This window comes from Paralcaligenes ginsengisoli (assembly GCF_054781135.1).
Genome location: NZ_BAAGUZ010000011.1, coordinates 116,926 through 140,930, shown reverse-complemented (window position 1 = coordinate 140,930; position 24,005 = coordinate 116,926). Strand labels below are relative to the sequence as shown.

Annotated in this window: 17 protein-coding genes and 1 other RNA gene; 15 read left to right on the top strand and 3 right to left on the bottom strand. The window is 59.3% G+C overall.

The window, feature by feature from the left end:
• The first annotated feature begins 25 nt into the window (after positions 1–25).
• Positions 26–712 carry a molybdate ABC transporter permease subunit gene (modB, locus tag ACYVIS_RS07975; RefSeq protein WP_460873702.1) on the top strand — a complete coding sequence of 229 codons (687 nt, stop codon included), beginning with the start codon at positions 26–28 and terminating at the stop codon, positions 710–712.
• The gene (locus tag ACYVIS_RS07970; RefSeq protein WP_232744079.1) at positions 709–1,410 is read left to right on the top strand and encodes a sulfate/molybdate ABC transporter ATP-binding protein; all 702 of its coding nucleotides are present in this window, start codon (positions 709–711) and stop codon (positions 1,408–1,410) included. Before modB ends, ACYVIS_RS07970 begins: the two co-directional genes overlap by 4 nt.
• Positions 1,411–2,314: 904 nt before the next feature.
• Here the strand turns inward: ACYVIS_RS07970 and ACYVIS_RS07965 are convergent.
• Positions 2,315–3,145, bottom strand: a complete 831-nt coding sequence (locus ACYVIS_RS07965) for a TOBE domain-containing protein (RefSeq protein WP_460873701.1) — start codon at positions 3,143–3,145, stop codon at positions 2,315–2,317.
• 136 nt (positions 3,146–3,281) lie between these two features.
• Here ACYVIS_RS07965 and ACYVIS_RS07960 point away from each other — a divergent pair, with 136 nt between their 5' ends.
• The 9 genes from ACYVIS_RS07960 (at position 3,282) to ACYVIS_RS07920 (ending at position 15,283) form a co-directional block, all read left to right on the top strand.
• A complete protein-coding gene (locus ACYVIS_RS07960) occupies positions 3,282–5,939 on the top strand; it encodes a PD-(D/E)XK nuclease family protein (RefSeq protein ID WP_460873700.1) in 2,658 nt (885 codons plus the stop codon).
• Positions 5,929–9,261 (top strand): UvrD-helicase domain-containing protein, encoded by a 3,333-nt coding sequence (locus tag ACYVIS_RS07955; protein WP_460873699.1) that lies wholly within the window; start codon positions 5,929–5,931, stop codon positions 9,259–9,261. Before ACYVIS_RS07960 ends, ACYVIS_RS07955 begins: the two co-directional genes overlap by 11 nt.
• 82 nt (positions 9,262–9,343) lie before the next feature.
• An RNA gene (ffs, locus tag ACYVIS_RS07950) (signal recognition particle sRNA small type) lies at positions 9,344–9,441 on the top strand.
• A 102-nt stretch (positions 9,442–9,543) separates the two neighbouring features.
• Positions 9,544–11,445, top strand: coding sequence for a DNA polymerase III subunit gamma/tau (gene dnaX, locus ACYVIS_RS07945; RefSeq protein WP_460873698.1), 1,902 nt, complete (start codon positions 9,544–9,546; stop codon positions 11,443–11,445).
• A 35-nt stretch (positions 11,446–11,480) separates the two neighbouring features.
• Positions 11,481–11,807 (top strand): YbaB/EbfC family nucleoid-associated protein, encoded by a 327-nt coding sequence (locus ACYVIS_RS07940; RefSeq protein ID WP_232744074.1) that lies wholly within the window; start codon positions 11,481–11,483, stop codon positions 11,805–11,807.
• Positions 11,807–12,415, top strand: coding sequence for a recombination mediator RecR (gene recR, locus ACYVIS_RS07935; RefSeq protein ID WP_232744073.1), 609 nt, complete (start codon positions 11,807–11,809; stop codon positions 12,413–12,415). The genes ACYVIS_RS07940 and recR overlap by 1 nt, the downstream gene beginning before the upstream one ends.
• A gap of 229 nt (positions 12,416–12,644) precedes the next feature.
• Complete coding sequence (locus ACYVIS_RS07930; protein WP_232744072.1) at positions 12,645–13,685, top strand: substrate-binding domain-containing protein; 1,041 nt, start codon at positions 12,645–12,647, stop codon at positions 13,683–13,685.
• Positions 13,678–14,487: an ABC transporter ATP-binding protein gene (locus ACYVIS_RS07925; protein WP_232744071.1), complete on the top strand. Its 810-nt coding sequence runs from the start codon at positions 13,678–13,680 to the stop codon at positions 14,485–14,487. The genes ACYVIS_RS07930 and ACYVIS_RS07925 overlap by 8 nt, the downstream gene beginning before the upstream one ends.
• 1 nt (position 14,488) lies before the next feature.
• Positions 14,489–15,283: an ABC transporter permease gene (locus ACYVIS_RS07920; RefSeq protein ID WP_232744070.1), complete on the top strand. Its 795-nt coding sequence runs from the start codon at positions 14,489–14,491 to the stop codon at positions 15,281–15,283.
• Between the two features lie 167 nt (positions 15,284–15,450).
• Here ACYVIS_RS07920 and tal read toward each other — a convergent pair whose 3' ends face one another.
• Positions 15,451–16,413, bottom strand: coding sequence for a transaldolase (tal, locus tag ACYVIS_RS07915; protein ID WP_232744069.1), 963 nt, complete (start codon positions 16,411–16,413; stop codon positions 15,451–15,453).
• Positions 16,414–16,579: 166 nt separating this feature from the next.
• Between tal and carA the strand changes: the two genes are divergently transcribed.
• The 3 genes from carA to ACYVIS_RS07900 are packed head-to-tail and all read left to right on the top strand — an operon-like array spanning position 16,580 to position 21,789.
• Positions 16,580–17,740, top strand: coding sequence for a glutamine-hydrolyzing carbamoyl-phosphate synthase small subunit (carA, locus tag ACYVIS_RS07910; protein WP_232744068.1), 1,161 nt, complete (start codon positions 16,580–16,582; stop codon positions 17,738–17,740).
• Positions 17,741–17,744: 4 nt separating this feature from the next.
• Positions 17,745–20,987, top strand: a complete 3,243-nt coding sequence (gene carB / locus ACYVIS_RS07905) for a carbamoyl-phosphate synthase large subunit (protein ID WP_232744067.1) — start codon at positions 17,745–17,747, stop codon at positions 20,985–20,987.
• Positions 20,988–21,030: 43 nt separating this feature from the next.
• Entirely contained in the window at positions 21,031–21,789 is a 759-nt protein-coding gene (locus tag ACYVIS_RS07900) for an SDR family oxidoreductase (RefSeq protein ID WP_460873697.1), read from the top strand.
• Between the two features lie 73 nt (positions 21,790–21,862).
• Here the strand turns inward: ACYVIS_RS07900 and ACYVIS_RS07895 are convergent, their stop codons facing one another.
• A complete protein-coding gene (locus ACYVIS_RS07895) occupies positions 21,863–22,303 on the bottom strand; it encodes a YchJ family protein (protein ID WP_460873696.1) in 441 nt (146 codons plus the stop codon).
• A 131-nt stretch (positions 22,304–22,434) separates the two neighbouring features.
• On the opposite strand from ACYVIS_RS07895, the gene ACYVIS_RS07890 reads away from it, so the two are divergent.
• Positions 22,435–23,766 carry a solute carrier family 23 protein gene (locus ACYVIS_RS07890; protein ID WP_460873695.1) on the top strand — a complete coding sequence of 444 codons (1,332 nt, stop codon included), beginning with the start codon at positions 22,435–22,437 and terminating at the stop codon, positions 23,764–23,766.
• Positions 23,767–24,005: the final 239 nt, after the last annotated feature.

Genomic DNA, 24,005 nt, shown 5'->3' with positions numbered 1-24,005 from the left:
CGGCTCAAGCCCTATTCAAATAGCCATGAACGGATTCAGTGTCCCATTATTGCTCTCGCTCAAGGTTGCGGGCTGGGCAACTTTTTTTGCAACAGTGCTGGGTGTGGGCCTGGGTTTCGGGCTGTCTCGCTGGCGTTCGCAGTGGTGCGATTTTGTTGATTCGGTGTTGACGCTGCCCATGGTTCTGCCGCCTACGGTCATGGGTTATTACCTGTTGGTGCTGTTTGGTCGCCGTGGCTGGCTGGGCGAAGTCCTGGCCCGATGGGGCATAGACCTTGTGTTTACCTGGCAAGGAGCGGTGATGGCCGCGACGGTGGTGGCGTTTCCGATGGTGTTGAAGTCGGCGCGCGCGTCGTTTCAGGAAATCGACCCGCAGCTCGAAAACGCGGCGCGCATTCTGGGGGTAAGCGAGGCGGCGTTGTTTTTCAGGGTGATGCTGCCGCTTGCTTCACGGGGTATTTTTGCCGGCGTTCTGCTGGCATTTGCGCGTGCCCTGGGCGAATTCGGCGCAACCTTGATGATAGCGGGCAGCATTCCGGGGCGAACCCAGACCTTGTCGATCGCCATTTATGAAGCGGTACAGGCCGGCGATGATAGCCTGGCGAACATACTGGTACTGATTACCTCTTTGACGTGCATAGTGGTGCTTTGGGCCGCAAGCCGCCTTTTGCCGGCCAATTCGCGCAAAACGGTCCGTCGGATGCGTTCATGAGCATCAGCATTCAAATTGCCCGTCGGCTCCTTGCCGGCGATCGCGAATTCTCGCTGGATGTGGCCTTCGACACAGACCAGCGCCGGATCGCCCTTTTTGGTCCGTCCGGGGCCGGGAAAACTTTAACGCTGCAATCGATAGCGGGTTTGATGCGGCCCGATAGCGGACGTATCGTTCTCAACGGCAGGACGCTTTTCGATTCGGACAAGCAGCTTTGCCTGATGCCTCAGGCACGCAGGGTAGCGTATTTGTTTCAGGACTATGGCTTGTTTCCGCATTTGACGGTGCTGCAGAACATTTGCTTTGGCCTGAGCCGCGGCTGGCGCAATCCCGGGCGCCGTATTGTTCCGGAGGCGGCCGGCAAGTGGATAGCGGCCTTTGAGCTGGAGGCCATTATTCACAGCTATCCGGCGGAAATATCGGGTGGGCAAAAGCAGCGGGTGGCGCTGGCGCGTGCGCTTGCCGTCGAGCCCGAGATATTGCTGCTCGATGAACCCCTGGCTGCGCTGGACGCCACTTTACGGAAGAAAATGCGCATCGAGCTGTCGGCTTTGCAGCGGCGGCTCGATATACCCATGATAGTCATCACGCACGATCCGGACGATGTGCGGGAATTGGCCGATCATGTCTACGAAATCCGGGATGGAAAAATCACAGGCTCGGCCAGCCCTTTGGAATTGCTTGCGCGCAGCGTGTAATGCTGCGTCTGTTGACTAGAGCGTTTTTGGTTCGAGTGGGTTACGGCGTTTATGGCGTTCGACGTTTTGGTCGCTTTGGTATTTGCGGTTTGGTATATAAAGCCGCCGTCTATCGGGGCTTGGGGTCAGGGCCGGCACGGCGTGCTTGATCCGGATCTACCTCGTCCAGGCGGGCGTCGGGCCAAACTCGCTACGCCGCTGGCGCGGCTACGCTCAAACATGGCCCGCCGAAAGCCCCCGCCTTCCCTACGGTAGCATCCGGCGCACGCCTTACGCCGGCCCTGACCCCAAGCCCCGATAGACGGCTCACGTTGCGGCATGCCTGGAATTGCATCATGGGATGCCCGGGATTTACGTGCTTGCGCCCACCGTTAATGGGCCTGCACTCATAGAACGGTTAACATGCCTGCACTCATGCCTCCATCACGTCGCCACATCTACCTCGATTGACGACTCGATGGATTGACGACTGGGTGTACTAAAAGCAACCACCGCCTCAACGTAGCCTGTGATTGGCTAAACGCGGCTTCCCCAATGTATACCTCGAGGCATTGCCTCAACGCAAGCCGCAGGGTGGGCGGTGCTGTGTAGTCCGGCGGTAGTCCAGCGCCGGGTGCTGACGAAGGGAAGGCGGGGGGTGTCGGCGGGCGCTGTCTGAGCCCGGCCGGGCGAGTTCGCCCGACGCCCGCCTGGACGAGGCAGACCCGGGCAGTCGGATAGCGCAGCTAGCCGACCGCTGGACGTGCCGGACTACACAGCACCGCCCACCCTGCGGCGTCTTTATAGAATTAACCGCCGCCTACACAGCAACGCACAGATCAAAGTCACGACCCAAGCCTAAAAACAGCTCAAAACGAAAGTCGCTGAAACGCGCCCAGCGTCGTAAACACTCAAACCAAAATCGTCAGTCTGTCACCCCCAGCATCACGCTGGAGGCTTTGAAGACGGCAATGGCCGGATCGCCTTCCTTCAGATTCAAAGACGAGACGCTTTCCAAAGAGACTATCGCGGCAATGATACTGCCCTGATCGAGCTCAATGCACACTTCGGCATTGACGGCCCCGTTGACAATGCGGCTGATGCGTCCCTGCAATTGGTTGCGGGCCGACAGCCTCAGCCCTGCGCCCGGCAGCCCGACGATGACCGACGAGGCCTTGATGAAAGCCAGGGCCCGCTTGCCGGGTGCGAGTTCGAGGTTCTGCACGCTTTCTTTGGTAATCGATGCCACCAGCTCGTAGCCCTTGCCGAGATCGAGAATCACTTCGTCGTTGACAGCCCCCGATTTGATCTGCCTGATGCTTGCTGCCAGTTTGTTGCGGGCGGATGTTTGAATCATCATGTGCTGGATCAGTTCGAGGTTGTGGGCGGATTGCCGGCCCGCCTTGGCTAGAATAGCCATGAAACGCTGGTGCTCGGCATTGAGCGTCTGGTAGATTTGAATCAGTTCCAGGGCACGTGCAGTCAGACGCGCGCCGCCGCCTCGCTGGCCACCGGTATTGCGTAGCACCAAGGGTTCGCCGGCCAGATTGTTCATGGTATCGACAGCATCCCAGGCGGCCTTGTAGCTCAAGCCGATTTTTTTTGCGGCGGCCGTAATCGAACCTTCCTGGCCTATGGCGTCAAGCAAGGCCATGCGCTTTTGATTTCCCCAGCTCTGGGTGCCCGAACGAAATGAAATCGAGCCAGTAAGTTCTACCGGTTCGGGCATCGGGGGATTTTTGCGTGGGCTGCTCATGCTTCCAGTGTAATGGCGCTGCGGCTAGGGCGGCAACCTGCTTTAATATGCAGACACGCGGCAGCGGATTATTTGTGCCTGGCTATCGCCGCTGCTTGACCATCATGGCTTGTGGCCTGGGAAAATGCAAAAAACAATGAATGCTATGCATGCTCCAATTTCTTTAATTGATCTGGCCGGCCTGCCCAGCACCGAAACGCTGGTGCTGACGGTCAACAACCGGTATGCGCGTCGCATGATTTCAGAGTTGTCCGCCGGGCTCGGGGCCGAACGCGGGGTCATGGCGCTGCCCGATATTTTGCCTTTGGGCGCCTGGCTGAAGCAGGCCGACGATCAATTGGCTTTCGCGCCCGAGAAGGCGCTGCCTTCCTATGCATTGGATGCCTTTGGCGCGCGGCAGCTATGGCAGAGAACCATTGCGGAAGCCGAGTCGAACCATGTTTTACTGGATGTGGCGCAGGCGGCGCGCCTGGCTATGGAGGCTGACCGGCTGCTGTCGGAGTGGCGCATAACCGTGAGCGTGGAGAACGAAACCAGCGATTATCAACGCTTTCATGTCTGGCGGGACCTGTACCGGGCTCGCCTGGTCGGCCTGGATGCCGAAGATGGCAACCAGGCGTACGAACGCATCCTGAAAGCCATTGAGGCAGGGCGTCTGGCAGCGCCTTTTCGTATTTTGATCCTGGCGGGTTTTAACGAGCTGTCACCGCGGTTCTCAAGTTTGCTGCGGGGTTTGTCGGAACAAGGGGTAGAGATCAGGAGCTTGCAGGTCCGGCAAGTCTGTGCCGATCGGATTGCGCGTATTCAGGCATCGGACCCGGATTCCGAATGGCGTTTGGCGGCCCAGTGGGCCGCAGACAGTTTGCGTCAGAATTCGCAAGGGCGTTATGCCATTGTCGCCGCCCGGCTCGAGACGGATGTGGCGCTGGCCCATCGGGTGTTGCGCGAGGCCCTGGGAGAGACGCAGACCGAGACTGCCGCACCTTATAACGTGGCGGTGGCCCGTGCCTTGTTCGAGTGGCCTTTGGTGCGTGCGGCTTTAGCCTGGCTGGAAATAATTGTCACCTACGCGCGAAAGAAATATTGCACGCCCGAGTTATTGGGGCAAGCGCTGCTGGCGGGGTACTGCGAGGCGGATTTTCCGGAATCGTCGGGGCGCGCCATGATCGATGCGCTGTGGCGCAAAAAAGCGCGGCTCAGGGTGTCGAATGCGGCGTTTGGCGAGTTGCTCGTTCAATTTGCGCCTCGCCTTGCGCAGGCATGGCAGGCTTTGACGGATGATGCGGCGCGCGATACCGGGCGTGCCGCCGTCGATACCTGGGTGCGGCGTTTCCGAAGCATGTTGCAAGCCTTGGGGTTCCCTGGAGACGCAGCGCTGGATAGCCATGCCTATCAGGTCATGGAGGCGTTTGATGTGTTGCTGGCTCGTTTGGGCAAGCAGGCGCCGGTACTGGGAGACATCGATTTCCCTGTCGCCTTGGGCCTGCTCAGGCAACTGGCCATCGAAACTCCATTTCAGCCGCAGCGCGACCCCTCGGCTCGCCTCGACGTTCTGGGGTTTCTCGAGGCGGAAGGAGGGAGCTGGGATGGGTTATGGATATTGGGCTTGAGCGATGAGGTCCTGCCGGCATCCTCCAAACCCAATCCGTTCATTCCGCTGGCCGCTCTGCGTCAGGCCAATGCCCCACGAGCCACGCCGGAGCGGGAATTGCAGTGGGCGGGTGATATGTATGAAGCCTTGTTGTGCTGCGCGCCGCAAATCTGGCTTAGCCATCCCCAGCACGAAGGAGAGCGTGAGCTGCGGCCGAGCCCCTTTATAGCCGAGCTTGCTGCGCAAGTGTGCACGTCGCATTTGCCCGAGCAGGCTCCCGCACTGCTCGAAAGCCTGGCCGACGATCAGGGGCCGGCGCTGGGGGCCGGCGGCGCGACCAAGGGCGGCATCGGCGTTATCGACACACAGGCGCGCAATCCCTTATGGGCGTTCGTCAAATATCGTCTGGGTGCGAGCCAGCTCGGCAATTATGCCGAAATCGCCGATCAGAATGCGCGAGGCCTGTTTTTACACCGCGCCATTGAACTGGTGTGGCACATGATCGACAGCCAGGCTGCATTGCAGCGCTTGCAGGCAAGTGCGCGCTTGCGGGAACTGGTGGAAGAATCCGTGGGGCAGGCCGCGGATGAATGCCTGGCCGACTATGGCCGGGTTCTTAAAGGCCTGGAGGTCGAGCGCGGCATCAAAGTGTTGCACGCATGGCTTGAGCTGGAACTGGCGCGCACGCCTTTCAGCGTGCGCGATGTCGAGCAAACCTACAATTGGTCGCACGGCGCCCTGGAGCTGAGCTTACGCCTCGACCGTATCGACCAGCTTGCCGACGGGCGTCTGGCGATTATCGACTACAAGTCGGGTGCGGCGCGGATCGACCCGAAAAGCAGCTGGATGCGGCCGCGACCGGTCGACTTGCAGTTGCCGTTTTATGCGGCTGTACTGGCCCATGAAGACAGCCGGGTTGCGGCGCTGATTCTTGCCAGGCTGCATGCAAAGCAGATCGAGGTCAAAGGCCTGGCCGATGGCGATTACGGTTTTGAAGGCTTGGGCGGCCTGGGCGATTGGCCGGCGTTTTCAGATTATTCGTGGGAGAGGTTGATGAACGAGTGGCGACTGGCCATAGAGAGCCTGGCCCAGGAATACGCGATGGGCGTTGCTCATAATCAGATTGCGCGTCCGGCCGACCTCGATTATTGCGATGTACTGCCTTTCTTGCGCTTGGGCGAGGAGATCAAGCATGTCGGTTAAGCTGCCCAGTGACAGTGGGGTGCGCGCCGCGGCCATCGATCCCTCCCGTTCTTTTCTTATCCAGGCGCCGGCGGGATCGGGTAAAACCGAGTTGCTGACGGACCGTATCCTGGCTTTGCTGGCCACTGTCAAACGGCCGGAGGAGATCGTGGCGATTACGTTTACGCGTAAAGCGGCCTCGGAAATGCATGCCCGCGTACTGGCCAAGCTGCAGATGGGCCTTGGGGATGCTCCGGCCGAAGCCCACAAGCAGCGCAGCTGGCAATTGGCTCGTGAAGCGATGCGGTGCGATGCGGAACAGGGATGGAATCTGCTGCAGTATCCGGCCCGCTTGAGCATACGCACGATTGATTCCTTCTGTACCTATCTGGTTCGAGCCATGCCGTGGTTGAGCTCGTTGGGGGGCCTGCCGTCGATTACCGATGATGCGCGCGAGCATTACGAAGCAGCGGCGCGGGCAACCCTGGAGATGGTCGACGAATCCGAGCCGGTGGCAAGGTTGGTCGCTCATCTTGATGTCGATACGCGGGCGGCGGAAAGCCTGGTCGCCGATATGCTGGCCAGCCGCGATCAATGGCTGCCTTTGCTGGGCAGCGGCGCCGACGCGCAGCAGTTGCTTGATCACCTGAATGAGGCGCTTGAAGAAGACTTGACACGCCTTGCCTCGCTCATGCCTTCGGGTTGGTCTGAGGCACTGGCTCCTTCGGTATCGCGCGCCGCGGCAAACCTGGCCGCCGGCAGCGAAGCCATGGATCTAAGTGCCTTGCAGGACTGGCAGGGCGAGCCTCTGGGAACCAGCGCCCATGACCTTGAGCAATGGCAGGCGCTGGCCCAGGTATTGCTGACTTCGACCAATGCCCTGCGCCGTACGGTGACCAAGAAACAGGGTTTCGAGGCCAAGTCCGACTACAAAGAGAATTTTTTGCGTTGGCTTGAAGGCGTCGATGCGCAGGAACCGTGGCTGTCCGCCCTGGCCGATGTGCGGCAGGCTCCGGCGCATGGCTATAGTCCCGATCAGATCGAAATCCTGCGCGCCTTGATTCAGGTTTTGTGGCTGGCTTCGGCCCAGCTTACTTTGCGTTTTACCGAGAAAAGCGAGATCGATTTTATTGAAATTTCCCAGCGAGCCCTACTGGCCTTGGGTCAGGCCGACGACCCCAGCGACCTGCTGCTGAAACTCGACGCGTCGATCAGGCACCTGCTGGTGGACGAGTTCCAGGACACCAGCCAATCGCAAATCGATCTGCTGGAGCGCCTGACCGCGGGCTGGAACCAGGGCGACGGTCGTACGGTATTTCTGGTGGGCGATCCCATGCAGTCGATTTACCGTTTTCGCAAGGCCGAGGTGGGCTGGTTCCTGAAAGTGCAGGAGCGCGGTTTGACCAATGTCCCGCTTACCGCCCTGAAGCTGACGAATAATTTCCGGTCCCAGGCGAACGTGGTCAAATGGGTCAATGACGTTTTTGAGCCGCTTTTTCCGCCGCAGGCCAACTCCGCCATGGGGGCAATTCCCTATACGCCGTCGGTTGCGTTCAATGGCGGACTGGCGGGCGATGCCGTCGTATTCCATCCTGTGTGGGATACGGCTGGCGAGGAATCCGCAGAGATGGAAATTTCGTCCGTTGCCGCGGAGTCGATCGCGATCCGACTGGCCGGCGAAGCCCTGGCACGCAATCCCGATAGTGAGCATCCGGTGGCGATTCTGGTCAGAGCCCGTTCTCATCTTGATAATCTGGTGGGGCGGCTGGCACAGGAAGGCATTCCATGCCGCGCCGTCGAACTGGTGTCGCTCAAGTCCCGCCAGGTAGTCAGCGACCTGGTGCAACTGGCGCGAGCCCTGCTGCATCGCGCCGATCGACTGGCCTGGTTATCGGTCTTGCGCTCACCTGTCTGCGGCTTGACGCTCACCAGTTTGCATACCCTGTTCGGAAGCGACCATTCCCAGGCCGCTCCCGTGGTGTTGTCGGCGTGGCTGAAACTCGATGCGCAAGGCAAGACGGGCCTGGAGCCTGGCGAAGCCAGGCGTTTACGCAGGGTGGCGTCAATTTTGCTTGACCAGGGCAATCGCTCCGGCAGCGTGCCTTTTGCGGCGTGGCTCGAGCGCTGCTGGCAACGTCTTGGAGGGCCGGCTGTGTATCCCGGCGCAAGCGACCAGGCCGATGCGGAGCGAGTCTTCCGCCTGATCGAAAAGCTGGCGCCTTACGGTGCCCTCGATCCGGCCGACCTGGACCTGCATCTGGATCATTTGTACGCTGCGCCAAATAGCGCCGGCCACGCGGTCGAAGTCATGACCATACATAAATCCAAGGGCTTGCAGTTCGACACGGTTATTTTGATGGGTCTGCACCGCCGGCCCCGTCCCGAGGCCCAGAAGCTGGTTCGTTTCGAGCAAAGCGAAGGGCGTCTCTTGTTGGGGCCGATCAGGCACCGCGCCTCGGATGAGCCGGATCCTGTGTCGTCCTATCTGGCCGAGCGCGAAAAGAAACGCGCCAGCTACGAGACCGATCGCCTGTTGTATGTGGCGGTGACGCGCGCGCGCGAACAGTTGCATTTGATAGGGATGCTGGGATTGGACGATAAAAAAGAGGGGCGTACGATCAAGGCGCCGGCAGCGGGCAGCTTGCTGGGACGCTTGTGGGAACATATTCAGCAGCCCGCCGCGCCGTCTCTGGTAGAGCGGACTGACCCCATCCCGCCGTTGGCGCCGGTGGCGGCCTCGCGCCGGCTTGTGCGTGTGGGCGAGAACGATCTGCCGGCTGTCGAGCCGCCACGCGTTGCGGTGCAACGCGGCGCGGCCTGGCAATGGCAGGAGGAATCCGGCGACGAGGCGGCCATAGGTACGGTGGCGCATGCCTGGCTGGAGCACATCGGCAAGGAAGGCCTCGAACAGTGGCCCGCCCAGCGTGTCGACGACAGCGTGGAAATCATGAGGACCCAGCTCGGCCGTGCCGGTGTGCCGCGAACTGCGCTGGATGCGGCTGCGGATGCCGTTCGCCAAACCCTGGTGGCGACGCTGGCGAGCAGCCGCGGACAATGGCTGTTGCGGGCGGCAAGAGCCTACCGCGAATGGTCTCTGCTGGATGCGGCCGGACGTGTGTCGGTGATCGATCTGGCTATTTCGGAAGAAAAAGGCTGGCTGGTGGTCGATTACAAAACCGGAATACCCTGGCCGGACGATACGCCGGACACATTCGCCGCCCGCATGCGCGAGCGTCATGGCGCGCAGATACAGCGCTATTGTTCGCAGGTGTCGGCGCTGGACGGCCGCCCGGCGCGAGGGGCGCTTTATTTTCCGCGGGCGGATATCTGGGTGGAGTGTTAAAAAGCCGTGTGGAATCATCATTTTGCGATTCAGGCCGGCCGTGCGCCCAACCCTGCAGGCAACTCCTGTTAAACTCTCAATCGGCGGGCCCCTTCGCATGGTTCGGCGGTGAACCTGGTCAGGTCGGGAACGAAGCAGCCATAGTCGCTTAGGATCAGTGCCGAAGTCAGGCTCGCCTTTCTTGCTTTAGTCTCGTTTGTCCTTCAAATACCCCCCAAGCCCCCTCGAATCCGGTAAACTTTTCGTTTATCTTTAAATAGTCTCAGGGCTTTACACTCTCGCATGACTTATTTGGTACTGGCGCGTAAATGGCGGCCTCGTTCGTTTGACACCCTTATCGGGCAGGACCATGTGGTCCGGGCGCTGACGCATGCGCTGTCGACCCAGCGCCTGCACCATGCGTGGCTGTTCACGGGAACCCGCGGTGTCGGTAAAACCACCTTGTCCCGCATTCTGGCCAAATCCCTGAATTGTGAAACAGGTATTACGGCAACGCCCTGCGGCGTATGCCGCGCCTGTACCGAGATCGATTCCGGGCGCTTTGTCGATTACCTGGAGCTCGATGCCGCTTCCAACCGCGGCGTCGACGAAATGACGCAACTGCTCGAGCAGGCGGTGTACTCGCCCAGCGTGGGTCGCTTCAAGGTTTACATGATCGATGAAGTGCACATGCTTACCGGGCATGCGTTCAACGCCATGCTCAAAACGCTTGAAGAGCCGCCGCCTCACGTCAAGTTCATTCTGGCTACAACCGATCCGCAAAAGATCCCGGTCACCGTGCTGTCCCGCTGCCTGCAGTTCAATCTGAAGCAGATGGCATCCGAGTCTATCGTCGATCATTTGCAAAGCGTACTCGGACAAGAGGGCATTGCTTACGAGAAACCCGCTTTGCGTTTGCTGGCCCAGGCCGCATCGGGGTCCATGCGCGATGCCCTGTCGCTGGCGGATCAGGCGATTGCCTACAGCGCGGGCCATCTCACGACCGAATCCATTCAGGGCATGCTGGGTACGATCGACCAGCGCCATTTGCTGCGTCTGTTGCAGGCTCTGTCGTCCGCCAGCGCCAAAGAGGTTCTGCTGGTGGCCGACGAACTCGCCACTCGCGGCTTATCCTATTCCGGGGCCTTGGCCGATTTGGCCGTGCTGTTGTCGCGCATCGCCATCGAGCAGCGCGTTGGCGGCACGATCCCCGACGACGATCCCGTTGCCGGTGATGTCATGGCCTTGGCCCGCGGCATGCATCCGGATCTGGTGCAGCTGTTTTATTCCGTCGCGGTGCATAGCCGCCACGAGTTGGCGCTTGCTCCAGACGAATATGCGGGATTTGTGATGGCCTGCCTGCGCATGCTGGCCTTGGCGCCCACCTCCGGTGAAAGCGACGCTCAATCGATTCCAGCGCCGGCTCCGGCTAATATTCCGAAGCCTGTGCCAGCGGTTTCGGAGCCTGTTGCGCCTCGAGTCGCCGCTCCGGAGGCAGCCAGTGGCCCCGTTCACTCCGCCACGGCAACGGAGCCTTTGCCTGTCGTCCCGGCGGCTCCGCCTGTTGAAACGCGTGTCCCGACTCCGGAGGCATCGCCGCCTGACTTCCCGGCCGAGCCGGAGCCCTACGATCCCGGCGACATTCCCGCCTGGGAGAACGAACCTCTCAGCGATCCCTCCGGGTTCGAAGCAATCGATCAGACAAGCTTCGATAATGCCGATCCCGAAACGTTTCTGGACGCCGGCGCTCAGGCCGCACCGGTATTTGTTCCAGAACGATCCAAGACGAAATCGCCCAGGCTGCGCGACATGACCGCCGCCGCCTGGCCGGCATTGGCGGCGCGCCTGCCCTTGAGCGGCCTGGCCGCCGAACTGGCGCGCCAGAGCGAGTGGCTGGGGTCGCAGGGCGATCAGGTCAATCTGCGTGTGGCCATCCGCTCTTTGGCGGAAAGTCCGGGCAAGTCCCGTCTGTGCACGGTGCTGTCCGAGCATTTCGGCACGGTAGTTTCCGTCGACGTGGAGTACGGCCAGACTGGCGACGAAACGGCGCATGCGGTGGCACAGGCGCATCGCGCGGCACGTCAGCAAGAGGCCGAGCAGGCGGTTCAAACCGACTCGCTGGTGCAATCGCTGATCAACGATTTTGGGGCAAGGGTGGTACCGGGATCGGTCCAGGCCGCGCCCATTACACCCAAGGCAGCTTAAGCCGCCTTTATCTTTTTTATTCAGGACAGTTCATTATGATGAAAGGCCAGATCGCCGGCTTGATGCGTCAAGCTCAGCAGATGCAGGAAAACATGAAAAAGGCTCAGGAAGCCTTGGCGGAAATCGTGGTGGAAGGCGCTTCCGGCGGCGGCCTGGTCAAAGTCTCCATGAGCTGCCGGCACGATGTAAAGCGGGTCACGATCGATCCCAGCCTGCTGGCCGACGACAAGGACATGCTCGAAGACCTGGTTGCCGCGGCATTCAACGATGCGCTGCGCAAGGCTGAAGCCACTTCGCAGGAAAAAATGTCGGCTGTCACGGCCGGCATGCCTATGCCTCCCGGGATGAAACTGCCGTTCTGATGGATGCTCCGCTGCCCGAACCCGAACCGCTCAAGGCGCTTATAGAGGCGCTGCGCCGCTTGCCTGGCGTAGGGGTGCGCTCGGCACGCCGCATGGCTTACCACCTGCTGCAGCACGATCTGGCTGGAGCCGATTTGCTTAGCCGTGCCTTGGCGGGCGCTGCGCAGGGGCTGCGCCATTGCGCGCGCTGCAACAGTTTTACCGAAGATGAAGTTTGCGCCACGTGCCTCAATCCCAAGCGCGATCAGGCTGTGCTGTGCGTGGTGGAGACGCCCGCCGATCAGAACATGATCGAATCAAGCCACGGATACCGGGGCCTGTATTACGTGCTGATGGGCCGTTTGGCGCCGCTTGAAGGCGTGGGGCCGCAGGAACTGGAGTTCGACCGTTTGCTGCAGCGCGTCGGCGACGGAGTGGTGCGTGAAGTCATCCTGGCGACCAACTTCACGGCCGAGGGCGAGACCACGGCTCATTATTTGTCCGAATTGCTGCGCTCCAAGGGCTTGGCTGTGACGCGCCTGGCCAGAGGCGTTCCGGCCGGCAGCGAGCTTGAATACGTGGACGCCGGCACGATTGCATGGGCCCTCATGGAGCGCCGCGTCACTTGACGGTTTTTTGATGCGGCTTGAAGTATCGTCAATGAAATGTAGTGAAATACCCGATTAGCCGGGCTTGTGTTCTCGGGTAATATCTGGAAACTATAAGCCAGACGCGGCCTTTGTAAGGTGTTTCAGGCAAGCAGGCTCCACGCGCTGCATGTCACTTGCTGCTATCTGATACATGAATGCCGGCTTGCCCGGTTTGTTTTTATTCGATGGACAACTCAGGAGGTCACTTATGTCTATATCTCGTCGTGATTTACTAAAATTGGCGGGTGTTGCAGGTGCTGCGACGATCGCTCCAGGTCTGGTGCGCGCCCAGGGAATCGAGAAGAAAGATGTGCAAATCGCCGTAGGCGGCCAGGCTCTCATTTATTATCTGCCCCTGTCCATCGCCGAACTCAAAGGCTATTTCAAGGATGAAGGCCTGAACGCCAAGGTCATCGACTTTGCCGGTGGCTCCAAAGCCTTGCAGGCCGTGGTGGGGGGCAGCGCCGATGTGGTGTCGGGCGCCTTCGAACATACCATTCTGCTGCAATCCAAAGGGCAGTTCTATCGCACTTTTGCTCAGCAGGGGCGCGCTCCCATGATTGTTTTGGGGGTATCCACCAAAACCATGGCCGGCTATAAAACCCCTGCCGACCTCAAGGGCAAGAAAATCGGTGTTACCGCACCGGGCTCGTCCACCAACATGATGGCCAGCTTCTTCCTGGCCAAGCATGGCCTGAAGCCTTCCGATGTTTCTTTTATCGGCGTGGGCGCGGGCTCCGGCGCCATCACGGCGCTGCGCACCGGACAGATCGATGCCATAGCCAATCTCGATCCGGTCATCAGTACGCTGGTGCATGCCAAAGAATTGAAGATCATCGCCGATACGCGTACGCTCAAAGACACCAAGGAAATCTTCGGCGGCAATATGCCTTCCGGTTGCCTGTACACCTCGCAGGCCTTCATCGATAAAAACCCCAACACGACCCAGGCGCTGGCCAACGCCATTGTGCGCGCCGACAAATGGATACAGGCGGCCAGCTTCGACGACATCGCCAAGGTTGTGCCTAAGTCTTATTTGCTGGGCGACCCCGATCTATACAAGCTTGCCTTGCAGGGCAATAAAGAAGCGCTCTCGCCCGACGGCATGGTTCCGTCCGATGGCCCGCAAACGGCCTTGAAAGCCCAGGCTGCCTACATCGCGAATTTCGCCGCGGACAAAATCAATCTCTCCAAGATCTGGACGAACGATTTCGTCATCAAAGCCAACAAGAAATATCCTCATGCCTGACGCAGCGCTTTTACTGGATAACATCACCTGCACTTTTGTATCGCGCGAGGGTGATCAGCAGCGCTACACGGCTGTCAAGGAGTCTACTCTGGCCATTGCACCGGGCGAGTTCGTCTCGGTCGTGGGGCCAACGGGCTGCGGCAAGTCGACCTTGCTCAACGTGGGGGCCGGCTTGCTTGCTCCTTCGTCGGGGCAGGTCAAGGTCTTCGGAGAAACCTTGGCCGGCATCAATCATCGCGCCGGGTACATGTTTCAGGGCGAGGCATTGCTGCCCTGGCGCAATGCGCTCGACAACGTGACGGCGGGGCTCGAGTTCGCGGATGTGCCACGCGCCGAGGCCCAGAGCAGGGGCAATGAATGGCTGAAACGTGTAGGCCTGGGAGGCTTTGAAGACCGTTACCCACACCAGATGTCCGGGGGGATGCGCAAACGCGTGATGCTGGCCCAGACACTGATACGCGACCCCGACATCATCCTGATGGATGAGCCGTTTTCCGCGCTCGACATTCAAACCCGGCAGCTCATGGAAAACGAGGTGCTCGATTTATGGATGGCCAAGCGCAAGGCGGTCTTGTTCATTACTCACGACCTCGATGAAGCCATCGCCATGAGCGATCGGGTCGTGGTGTTGTCGGCGGGCCCGGCCACTCATCCCATAGGTGAGTTCGATATCGATATTCCCCGGCCGCGCGATGTGGCCGAAGTTCGAACCAATCCCCGGTTCGTGGAACTGCACCAGGCGATCTGGGATGTTCTGCGTGAAGAAGTACTCAAGGGCTATGCCCAACAGAAGCGGGCCTGAGATGTCCAAGTTATTCAAATTCAACTCTTCAGCCATGCGTTTTTGGCAACTGCTGCTACTGACGGTAATTCTTGTCAGCTGGTATTTTGCGTCGCAAAACGTGAATTTCGCATTTTTCTTCGGCCAACCCGTCGAGGTCGTCAAGATCATCTGGGCCTGGTTCGTGGTCAATGGCGATATCTATCAGCATCTTGGCGTTACCCTTACCGAAACCGTGCTGGCATTTTTCATCGGAACGATTTCGGGCCTGGGAGTGGGGCTGTGGCTGGGCCTGTCGCGAGGTGCCAGCGCCATTCTCGATCCTTACATCAAGGCGGCCAACTCCATGCCGCGGGTCATCCTGGCTCCTATCTTCGGCATGTGGTTCGGCCTGGGCATATGGTCCAAGGTGGCGCTGGCGGTAACCCTGGTGTTTTTCATCGTGTTTTTCAACGTATACCAGGGTGTGCGCGAGGTCAGCAGCACCTTGCTCGACAATGCGCGCATGCTCGGTGCGAACCGCAAGCAATTGCTGCGTCATGTGTATATTCCGTCTGCAACAAGCTGGGTGTTTTCAAGCCTGCATACCTCGGTGGGGCTGGCCTTTGTAGGGGCGGTCGTCGGCGAATACCTGGGTTCGGCCAGCGGCGTAGGCTATCTCATCCTGCAGGCCGAAGGCACTCTGGATGTGAATACGGTATTTGCGGGGATCGTGGTGCTCACCGTTTTTGCGCTGGTACTCGATGGCATCGTGACCTTCGTGGAACAGCGACTGCTGGTCTGGAAGCCTCAGTCAGGGGAAACCGAAAAGCTGTAGAGGCTTGAGGAAGGCCGGCATGGTGGTAGATACTGTCTTGGACGTCAATAGACGGTAGCGTAGAGAGGGCCCTCGTGGCCGTCATTCGGCGTTCAGAAAACCGCTCCCTTGTTTTCCGACACAGGCTTGGGCCGCTACACCTGCCCGTATGAGCCCGTCCGTTCAATTTAAAGACACTGGCGCGCCTGCTCGATGAGTGCATCCAGCTTGACGGCATCGGCGGCAAACAGGCGTATGCCTTCGGCCAGCTTTTCGGTAGCCATTGCATCTTGATTGAGTTCCGTGCGGAAGGCGATTTCGTTGCTGATAGCCAGCGGTGGCGGGTTCTTCCTGGATTGTGCGGCATCGAGCTGCGGTGTAACCGGTTCATTGCTGCCGGCCAGCAGGCCGAGCAATTCCGGGCTGATGGTCAGGAGGTCGCAGCCGGCCAGCGCCAGGATCTGGCCAAGGTTGCGAAAGCTGGCCCCCATGATTTCCGTGGCAATATCGTGGGCCTTGTAGTAATCGTAGATTTGGCTGACCGACTGTACGCCCGGATCGTTCTTGCCCGAGTTGGCTGCCTCGTCCCAGTGTTCGCCGGCGGCTTTTTTGTGCCAGTCGTAAATTCGGCCGACAAACGGCGAAATCAGCTGGACCTTGGCGTCGGCGCAGGCGTAGGCCTGGGGCTTGGAGAACATAAGCGTCAGGTTGCAGCGGATTCCCTCTGTTTGCAGTATCCGTGCCGCCTGTATTCCTTCCCAGGTAGCGGCGATTTTGATCAAGACCCGTTCGCGCGGAATGCCCGCCAGGCGATACAGATCGATCAGGTGGCGGGCGCGTTCGAGGGTGGCCTTGGTATCGAAGGAAAGCCGGGCATCCACCTCGGTTGAAACACGTCCGGGCACTATATTGAGGATTTCCAGGCCAAAGGCCACCAGCAGGCGATTGCCTTGTTCGGTAACCGAGGCGCTCGGGTGATCGGTGACCACTTTGTCGAGCAGCGGCCGGTAGGCGTCTTTCTGTATGGCTTTGAAAATCAATGACGGATTGGTCGTGGCATCGGTCGGCCGATGCTTGCTCATGGTTTCAAAGTCGCCGGTATCGGCAACTACCGTGGTGTAAAGACGCAAGGAATCGAGTTGGCTTGGCATATTTATGAGAGTAGACGGTAAAAAGGCGCTGCGGCCATTGTGGGTGATTTTCGGTTACTGCTCAATATAGCAATACAGGCCCTGTTCGGACCTCGATTGTCGCCCAAATCGTGTCTCAAGGTATAATCCCAAGGTTTACTTATTGACTTTATAACCGGGGTTTACTGTGCTGCCGTCACTTTTTCCCGAGGGATCCGCTGCGTTTCCTCCTGCAATCCTAGCTTTGGCGGACGGTACCATCTTCAAGGGTGTCTCTATCGGCGCCGATGGCCATTCCGTCGCCGAGGTTGTTTTCAACACCGCCATGACGGGTTATCAGGAAATCCTGACCGACCCCAGCTACAGCGGCCAAATTGTTACCTTGACTTACCCTCATATCGGGAATACCGGCGTGAACGCCGAAGACGTCGAGTCGTCCCGTGTTCACGCCGCGGGCCTGGTGGTTCGGGACTGCTCCCTGCGGGTTTCCAGTTTCCGGGCCACGCAGTCCCTGCCCGATTACCTGAAAGCGCAGGGCGTCGTGGCGATCGCGGGTGTCGATACCCGCAAACTTACCCGTATCTTGCGCGAGGGTGGTGCGCAGGGCGCATGCATCCTGGTGGGATCCGACGCGGAACGCGCAGTCAAGCTGGCGCAGGGGTTTCCGGGCATGTCCGGGCAAGACCTGGCCAAAGTGGTTTCCATAAAAAACTCCGAACCGTGGCAAGAAGGCACCTGGCAGCTTGGGCAGGGCTTTAGCCGACCCGCATCCGGCAAATATCATGTGGTGGCTTACGATTTCGGCGTTAAAACCAATATCTTGCGCCTGATGGCGGATCGGGGTTGCCGCATTACGGTCGTGCCCGCTCAAATGCCCGTGGCCGATGTGCTGGCGCTCAAACCCGACGGACTGTTTTTGTCGAACGGGCCTGGCGATCCGGAGCCCTGCGACTATGCCATTGAAACGACCAAGGCTGCATATGCCAAAAAGATCCCCTTGTTCGGAATCTGCCTCGGCCAGCAGATCATGGGCCTGGCACTGGGCGGCAAAACCATCAAAATGAAAACAGGCCACCATGGCGCCAACCATCCAGTCCAGGAATTGAGCTCCGGCCGTGTGTTCATTACCAGCCAGAATCATGGCTTTGCGGTTGATCCCGCTTCCTTGCCGGCCAATGTGCGCGTTACCCATGTATCGTTGTTCGACGGCACGCTGCAAGGCTTCGAGCTGACTGATTGCCCTGCATTCTGCTTCCAGGGCCATCCCGAAGCCAGCCCCGGCCCCCACGATATTGTGGTGTTATTCGATAAATTCATAAGCCTTATGGCCGGACAGAACCAGATCTAGCATTATGCCCAAGCGTACAGACATACAAAGCATTCTTATTATTGGCGCCGGCCCGATCATTATCGGCCAGGCCTGCGAATTCGACTATTCAGGGGCCCAGGCCTGCAAGGCCCTGAAAGACGAGGGTTATCGCACCATACTGGTGAACAGCAATCCTGCCACCATCATGACCGACCCTGAAACCGCCGATGTAACCTACATCGAGCCCATCACGTGGCAGGTGGTCGAAAAAATCATCGAACGCGAAAAACCCGATGCTCTGTTGCCCACCATGGGTGGGCAAACGGCCTTGAATTGCGCGCTCGACCTGGCACGCCATGGGGTGCTTGAGAAGCATGGGGTCGAACTCATCGGCGCAAACGAGCACGCTATCGAGAAAGCCGAAGACCGTCAGAAATTCAAGCAGGCCATGACCTCCATCGGTCTTGAGTCGGCCAAGTCGGGTGTGGCTCATTCCATGGATGAGGCCTGGGAAGTGCAGCGCCGCATTGCCATGGACGCCGAAACCTCGGGTTTTCCGGTGGTAATCCGCCCGAGCTTCACAATGGGCGGATCCGGGGGCGGAATTGCCTATAACCCGGAAGAGTTCGAAACGATTTGCCGTCGCGGCCTGGAAGCCTCGCCTACCAATGAGCTCCTGATCGAGGAGTCCTTGCTGGGCTGGAAGGAATACGAGATGGAAGTCGTGCGCGACAAGGCCGACAACTGCATTATTGTCTGCTCCATCGAAAACCTGGACCCCATGGGCGTGCACACCGGCGATTCGATTACTGTGGCCCCGGCGCAAACCCTGACTGATAAAGAATATCAAATCATGCGCAACGCCTCGATCGCGGTGCTGCGCGAAATCGGCGTCGATACGGGTGGCTCCAACGTGCAGTTTGCCGTCAATCCGGAAAACGGCCGCATGATCGTGATTGAAATGAATCCGCGTGTGTCCCGTTCGTCGGCGCTGGCCTCGAAGGCCACCGGCTTTCCGATCGCCAAGGTTGCGGCGCGGCTGGCCGTGGGTTATACGCTGGACGAGCTCAAAAATGAAATCACGGGCGGAGCTACGCCTGCGTCATTCGAGCCTTCGATCGATTATGTGGTCACAAAAGTGCCGCGCTTTGCGTTCGAAAAATTTCCCCAGGCCGATTCACGCCTGACGACGCAGATGAAGTCTGTGGGCGAAGTCATGGCGATTGGGCGTACGTTCCAGGAGTCTTTCCAGAAAGCGCTGCGCGGCCTGGAAGTCGGCGTGGACGGCTTGAATCAGAAAACCACCGATCGTGAAAAATTGCAGGTCGAGCTGGGCGAGCCCGGCCCCGAGCGGATCTGGTACGTGGGCGATGCATTTGCGCAAGGCTTCAGCCTGGAAGAAGTCCATGCCCTGACCCGTATCGATCCGTGGTTTTTGGCCCAAATCAAGGAAATCGTCGATATCGAACTGGCGCTTGAACAGAAAACACTGGCTGAACTCGATCATCAAACCATCCTGGAACTTAAACGCCATGGTTTTTCCGATCGCCGTTTGGCATTTCTGCTCGATACGTCCGAGGCTGAGGTACGCAAGCTGCGTCACCAGTTGGGTGTACGTCCCGTGTACAAACGGGTGGATACCTGCGCCGCCGAGTTTTCAACCCGTACCGCGTACATGTACTCCACCTATGAGGAAGAGTGCGAAGCGGCGCCTACCGATCGCAAGAAAATCATTGTGCTGGGCGGCGGCCCGAACCGGATCGGACAGGGCATCGAGTTCGACTACTGCTGCGTCCATGCCGCGCTGGCACTGCGTGCGGACGGCTATGAAACCATCATGGTCAACTGCAATCCCGAAACCGTATCGACCGATTACGATACATCGGATCGCTTGTATTTCGAGCCCTTGACGCTCGAAGACGTGCTTGAAATCGTGCACAAGGAAAATCCCGTGGGCATGATTGTCCAGTACGGCGGCCAGACGCCGCTCAAGCTGGCGCGCGCCCTCGAGGCCAATGGCGTGCCTATTATCGGCACCAGTCCGGAATCGATCGATGTTGCCGAAGATCGCGAGCGGTTCCAGAAGCTTCTGACCAAACTGGGCTTGCGTCAGCCGCCCAACCGTACGGCACGCACCGAAGGGGAAGCCCTCGCGCATGCGGCGGAAATCGGCTACCCGCTGGTCGTACGCCCCAGTTATGTGCTGGGCGGCCGTGCCATGGAAATCGTGCATGAACAGCAGGATCTTGAGCGTTACATGCGCGAGGCGGTGAAGGTCAGCAACGATTCTCCGGTGCTGCTGGATCATTTCCTGAACAATGCCACCGAGGTCGATGTCGATTGCCTGGCCGATGACGAAGGAGTATTCATTGGCGGCGTGATGGAACACATCGAGCAGGCGGGGGTGCATTCGGGCGATTCGGCTTGCAGCCTGCCGCCTTATTCTCTGTCGCAAGAGGTCATCGCGGAGATCAAGCGCCAGACCTCGCTGATGGCCCGGGCGCTCAAGGTCAAAGGATTGATGAACGTTCAGTTTGCCATTCAGGATGGCGATGTATATGTGCTGGAAGTCAATCCTCGCGCTTCTCGCACGGTGCCTTTCGTGTCGAAGGCAACGGGCTTGCAGCTGGCCAAGATTGCGGCGCGCGCCATGGCCGGCAAGACACTTGCCGAGCAAGGCGTGATCAACGAAACCAAGCTGCCTTATTTTGCGGTCAAGGAAGCGGTATTCCCCTTCGTCAAGTTCCCCGGCGTCGACACCATTCTCGGGCCTGAAATGAAATCGACCGGCGAAGTAATGGGCGTAGGCGAAAGCTTTGGCGAGGCCTTCGTCAAATCGCAGTTGGCGGCAGGTGTGCAATTGCCCGAATCCGGCGTGGTGTTCATTAGCGTCCGCACACAAGACAAGCCTCGTGCGGTCGAGGTTGCCCGCGGCCTGGTCGAGCTGGGTTTCAAAGTGGTTGCCACGCGCGGTACGGCGGCGGCCATTGAAGCCGCGGGCCTGCCGGTGCAAGTCGTCAACAAAGTCACCGAGGGGCGCCCTCACATCGTCGATATGATCAAGAACGGCGAAATCTCGCTGGTCATCAATACTGTCGAAGAGCGCCGCAACGCGATTGCCGATTCACGCATGATACGTACTCATGCGCTGGCGTCGCGGGTAACGTTCTTCACGACAATCGCCGGGGCCAGCGCCGCCGTCGAGGGCCTGCAGTACATTCGGCGCGGCGGCGGGCTGAAAGTGTATTCCCTGCAGGATCTGCACGCCTCGTTGCGGACTCATTGATGAATGCGGCCCGGTGCGTGCGGGCCGTTGCAGCGGGTGCTCGATGACTCGCGTGTTCATCACCGGCGCCAGCAGCGGCATAGGAGCTGCGCTGGCTTCGGTCTATGCGCATCGCGGGGCGCAACTGGCCTTGCTGGGCCGCCGGGAAGATGCCTTGCAAGCCCTCGAGGCCTCTCTGCCGGGCGAGCATCGCATCTATGTGCTCGATGTTCGCGACCGGCAGGCATTGCATGCTGCGGCGATCGATTTTCTGGCGGCCGGCGATGTCGATGTCGTGATAGCCAGCGCGGGAATCAGCGTCGGCACCTCAACGGAAGAGCTGGACGACTACCAGGTCTTCGAGTCGATTATCGCCACCAATCTGAACGCCACCGTGGCGACTTTCGAGCCGTTTATCGCTTCAATGAAAAAGCGCGGCCAGGGACGGCTGGTAGGCGTTGCCAGCGTGGCCGCGGTACGCGGCTTGCCGGGGGCCGGTGCTTACAGCGCGTCGAAAGCGGCGGTTAGAAATTACTGCGAAAGCTTGAGGGTCGAGTTGAGCCTGTCGGGGGTCAAGGTGGTCACCCTGGCCCCGGGCTTTATCCAGACGCCCATGACGGCCCATAATCCGTACAAAATGCCTTTTTTGATGCCCGTGGACCAATTCGCCCGGGAAGCCGTGCGGGCTATCGATCGGGGCCTGTCTTATATTGTCATTCCATGGCAAATGGGCTGGGTGGCGCGGCTCCTGCGCGTCGTGCCCGATCGTCTGTACGATTATTTTGCGGCGCGCCGCAAGCGCAAGCCGCGACAAACCCGGTAAACGGAAAATTACGTTTGGCGCCTCGTGCCGGGCGCCTGAGTCGAGTTTTTTGTTTCCGTTCGGATCTGTCGGTTCAGGATCCGGGATCGGGCTCTATTTCGCCGTCGACATAGAACCACTGCTGGTTCTCTCGCACAAAACGGCTTTTTTCTTTGAGGCGATGGGCCCGGCCGGCTTCGCGATAGCGCGCCGTGAACTCCACCTGCGACTGATTTTCGCTGGGCTGGCTATGGTTGTGTACCGTCAGGCCAAGCCAGCGTACCCCATGAGGAGCCCCGGGTGGCTCCAGATCGAGTTGCCGTGGACGCGTGGACTCATGCCAGGTGGACAGGATATAGGCTGCCTCGCCGAGCGTATATGCCGTATAGCGCGAGCGCATCAGTTGCTCGGCGGTGGGCGCGTGACGAGTGCCGTCGATATAGGGTTGGCAGCACTGGGCGTAAGCGGCGCTTCCATTGAATCCGCCGCAAGGGCAGGTGCTTGGCGCCGATTTGATTGTTGAATGTTTTTTCATCGGGTTTCGTGAGATTGTAAACGGCCGATCTGGGTGGCTGCCGTGTAAATCATATAAATCTTGCCGCCGGGGGCGTGCGAAACGTACACTCTCGCCTCAGTGAATCCTTTAAATCCTTACAAGGCTGCGACATGTTCAATTCGTACTTTCCCCGTTGGCGTCAAGTGCCCGGCGGCTCCCAGGGCCTGGTGGTACAGCCCGACGAGCGATTGTCGTGGACTCAAAGTATAGCCATGGGTGCGCAGCACGTGGTGGCGATGTTCGGTTCGACCATCCTGGCTCCTTTGCTCATGGGGTTCGATACCAATGTTGCCATCCTTATGTCGGGCATAGGCACGCTGGTGTTCTTTTTATTCGTGGGCGGGCGGGTTCCCAGCTATCTGGGGTCGAGCTTTGCATTCATTGGCGGGGTGATCGCCGTGACCGGCTACGCCGGGGCAGGCGCCAACGGCAATATTGGCCTGGCTCTCGGTGCAATCATCGCCTGCGGCCTGGTCTATACCCTGATAGGCTGCCTGGTCTGGTGGCTGAATGTCCGGTCTGGCGGAGGTGCCGGCTGGATCGACGCCTTGATGCCGCCTGTGGTCACCGGTGCGATTGTGGCCGTGATCGGATTGAACCTGGCTCCTATTGCCGCCAAGGGCGCCATGGGCGGCAGCACTTTTGATGCATTGATGGCGCTGGTGACGGTTCTGTGTGTGGGGGGAGTCGCCGTATATGCCCGCGGCACCATGCAGCGACTGCTGATTCTGGTGGGCTTGCTGCTGGCATGCGCGCTGTATGCCGTGTTGACCAATGGCCTGGGTTTTGGGCGCCCGATCGATTTCAGCGCCGTGTCCGCGGCGGCATGGTTGGGCTTGCCCCGGTTTCAGTCGCCTGTGTTCAGTGTTCATGCCATGAGCGTGATTGTGCCGGTCGCCGTGATATTGGTGGCGGAAAACCTGGGGCACATCAAGGCGGTCAGCGCCATGACGGGTAAAAACCTGGATGTTTACCTGGGCCGGGCATTCGTGGGAGACGGCGTGGCAACCATGATTTCCGGAGCGTTCGGAGGCACGGGTGTGACGACCTATGCTGAAAACATTGGCGTGATGACCGTGACGCGAATTTATTCCACACTGGTATTCGTGATCGCGGCCGTCGTGGCCATTTTGCTGGGTTTTTCGCCCAAATTCGGTGCCTTGATTCAAACCATACCTGGCCCGGTTCTGGGCGGCATGTCGGTCGTGGTATTTGGCCTGATCGCTATTGCCGGAGCGCGGATCTGGGTCGTGAATCAGGTCGATTTCAGCGATAACCGCAACTTGATCGTCGCTGCGGTTACCCTGATTCTGGGGGCGGGGAATTTTTCCCTGCAATTCGGCGCTTTCAGGCTCGATGGCATAGGCACAGCCACCTTCGGCTCCATCATTTTGTATGCATTGCTGAAATTGGGGCATGGTCGAGGGTCGAAAAAAGCCTGAAAACTTGTTTTTTTTCATGATCTTAGGTATATTTATAAGGGAAAACCCTTATAAATAGATGGTGGAGCTTGCAATTTACTCCAACATTGCCGACAATAGCTTCACATCCCCGGTTCTACCGAGCCGGGGATTTATTTTGAGCCGAGTCAAAGCTGCCATAGCTAAAAAACCAGCACATCTTCCCGGCTCGTAAATCGGTCAGTCTGTAGCTGCCCACGTATTTATTACTAATTAGGCGC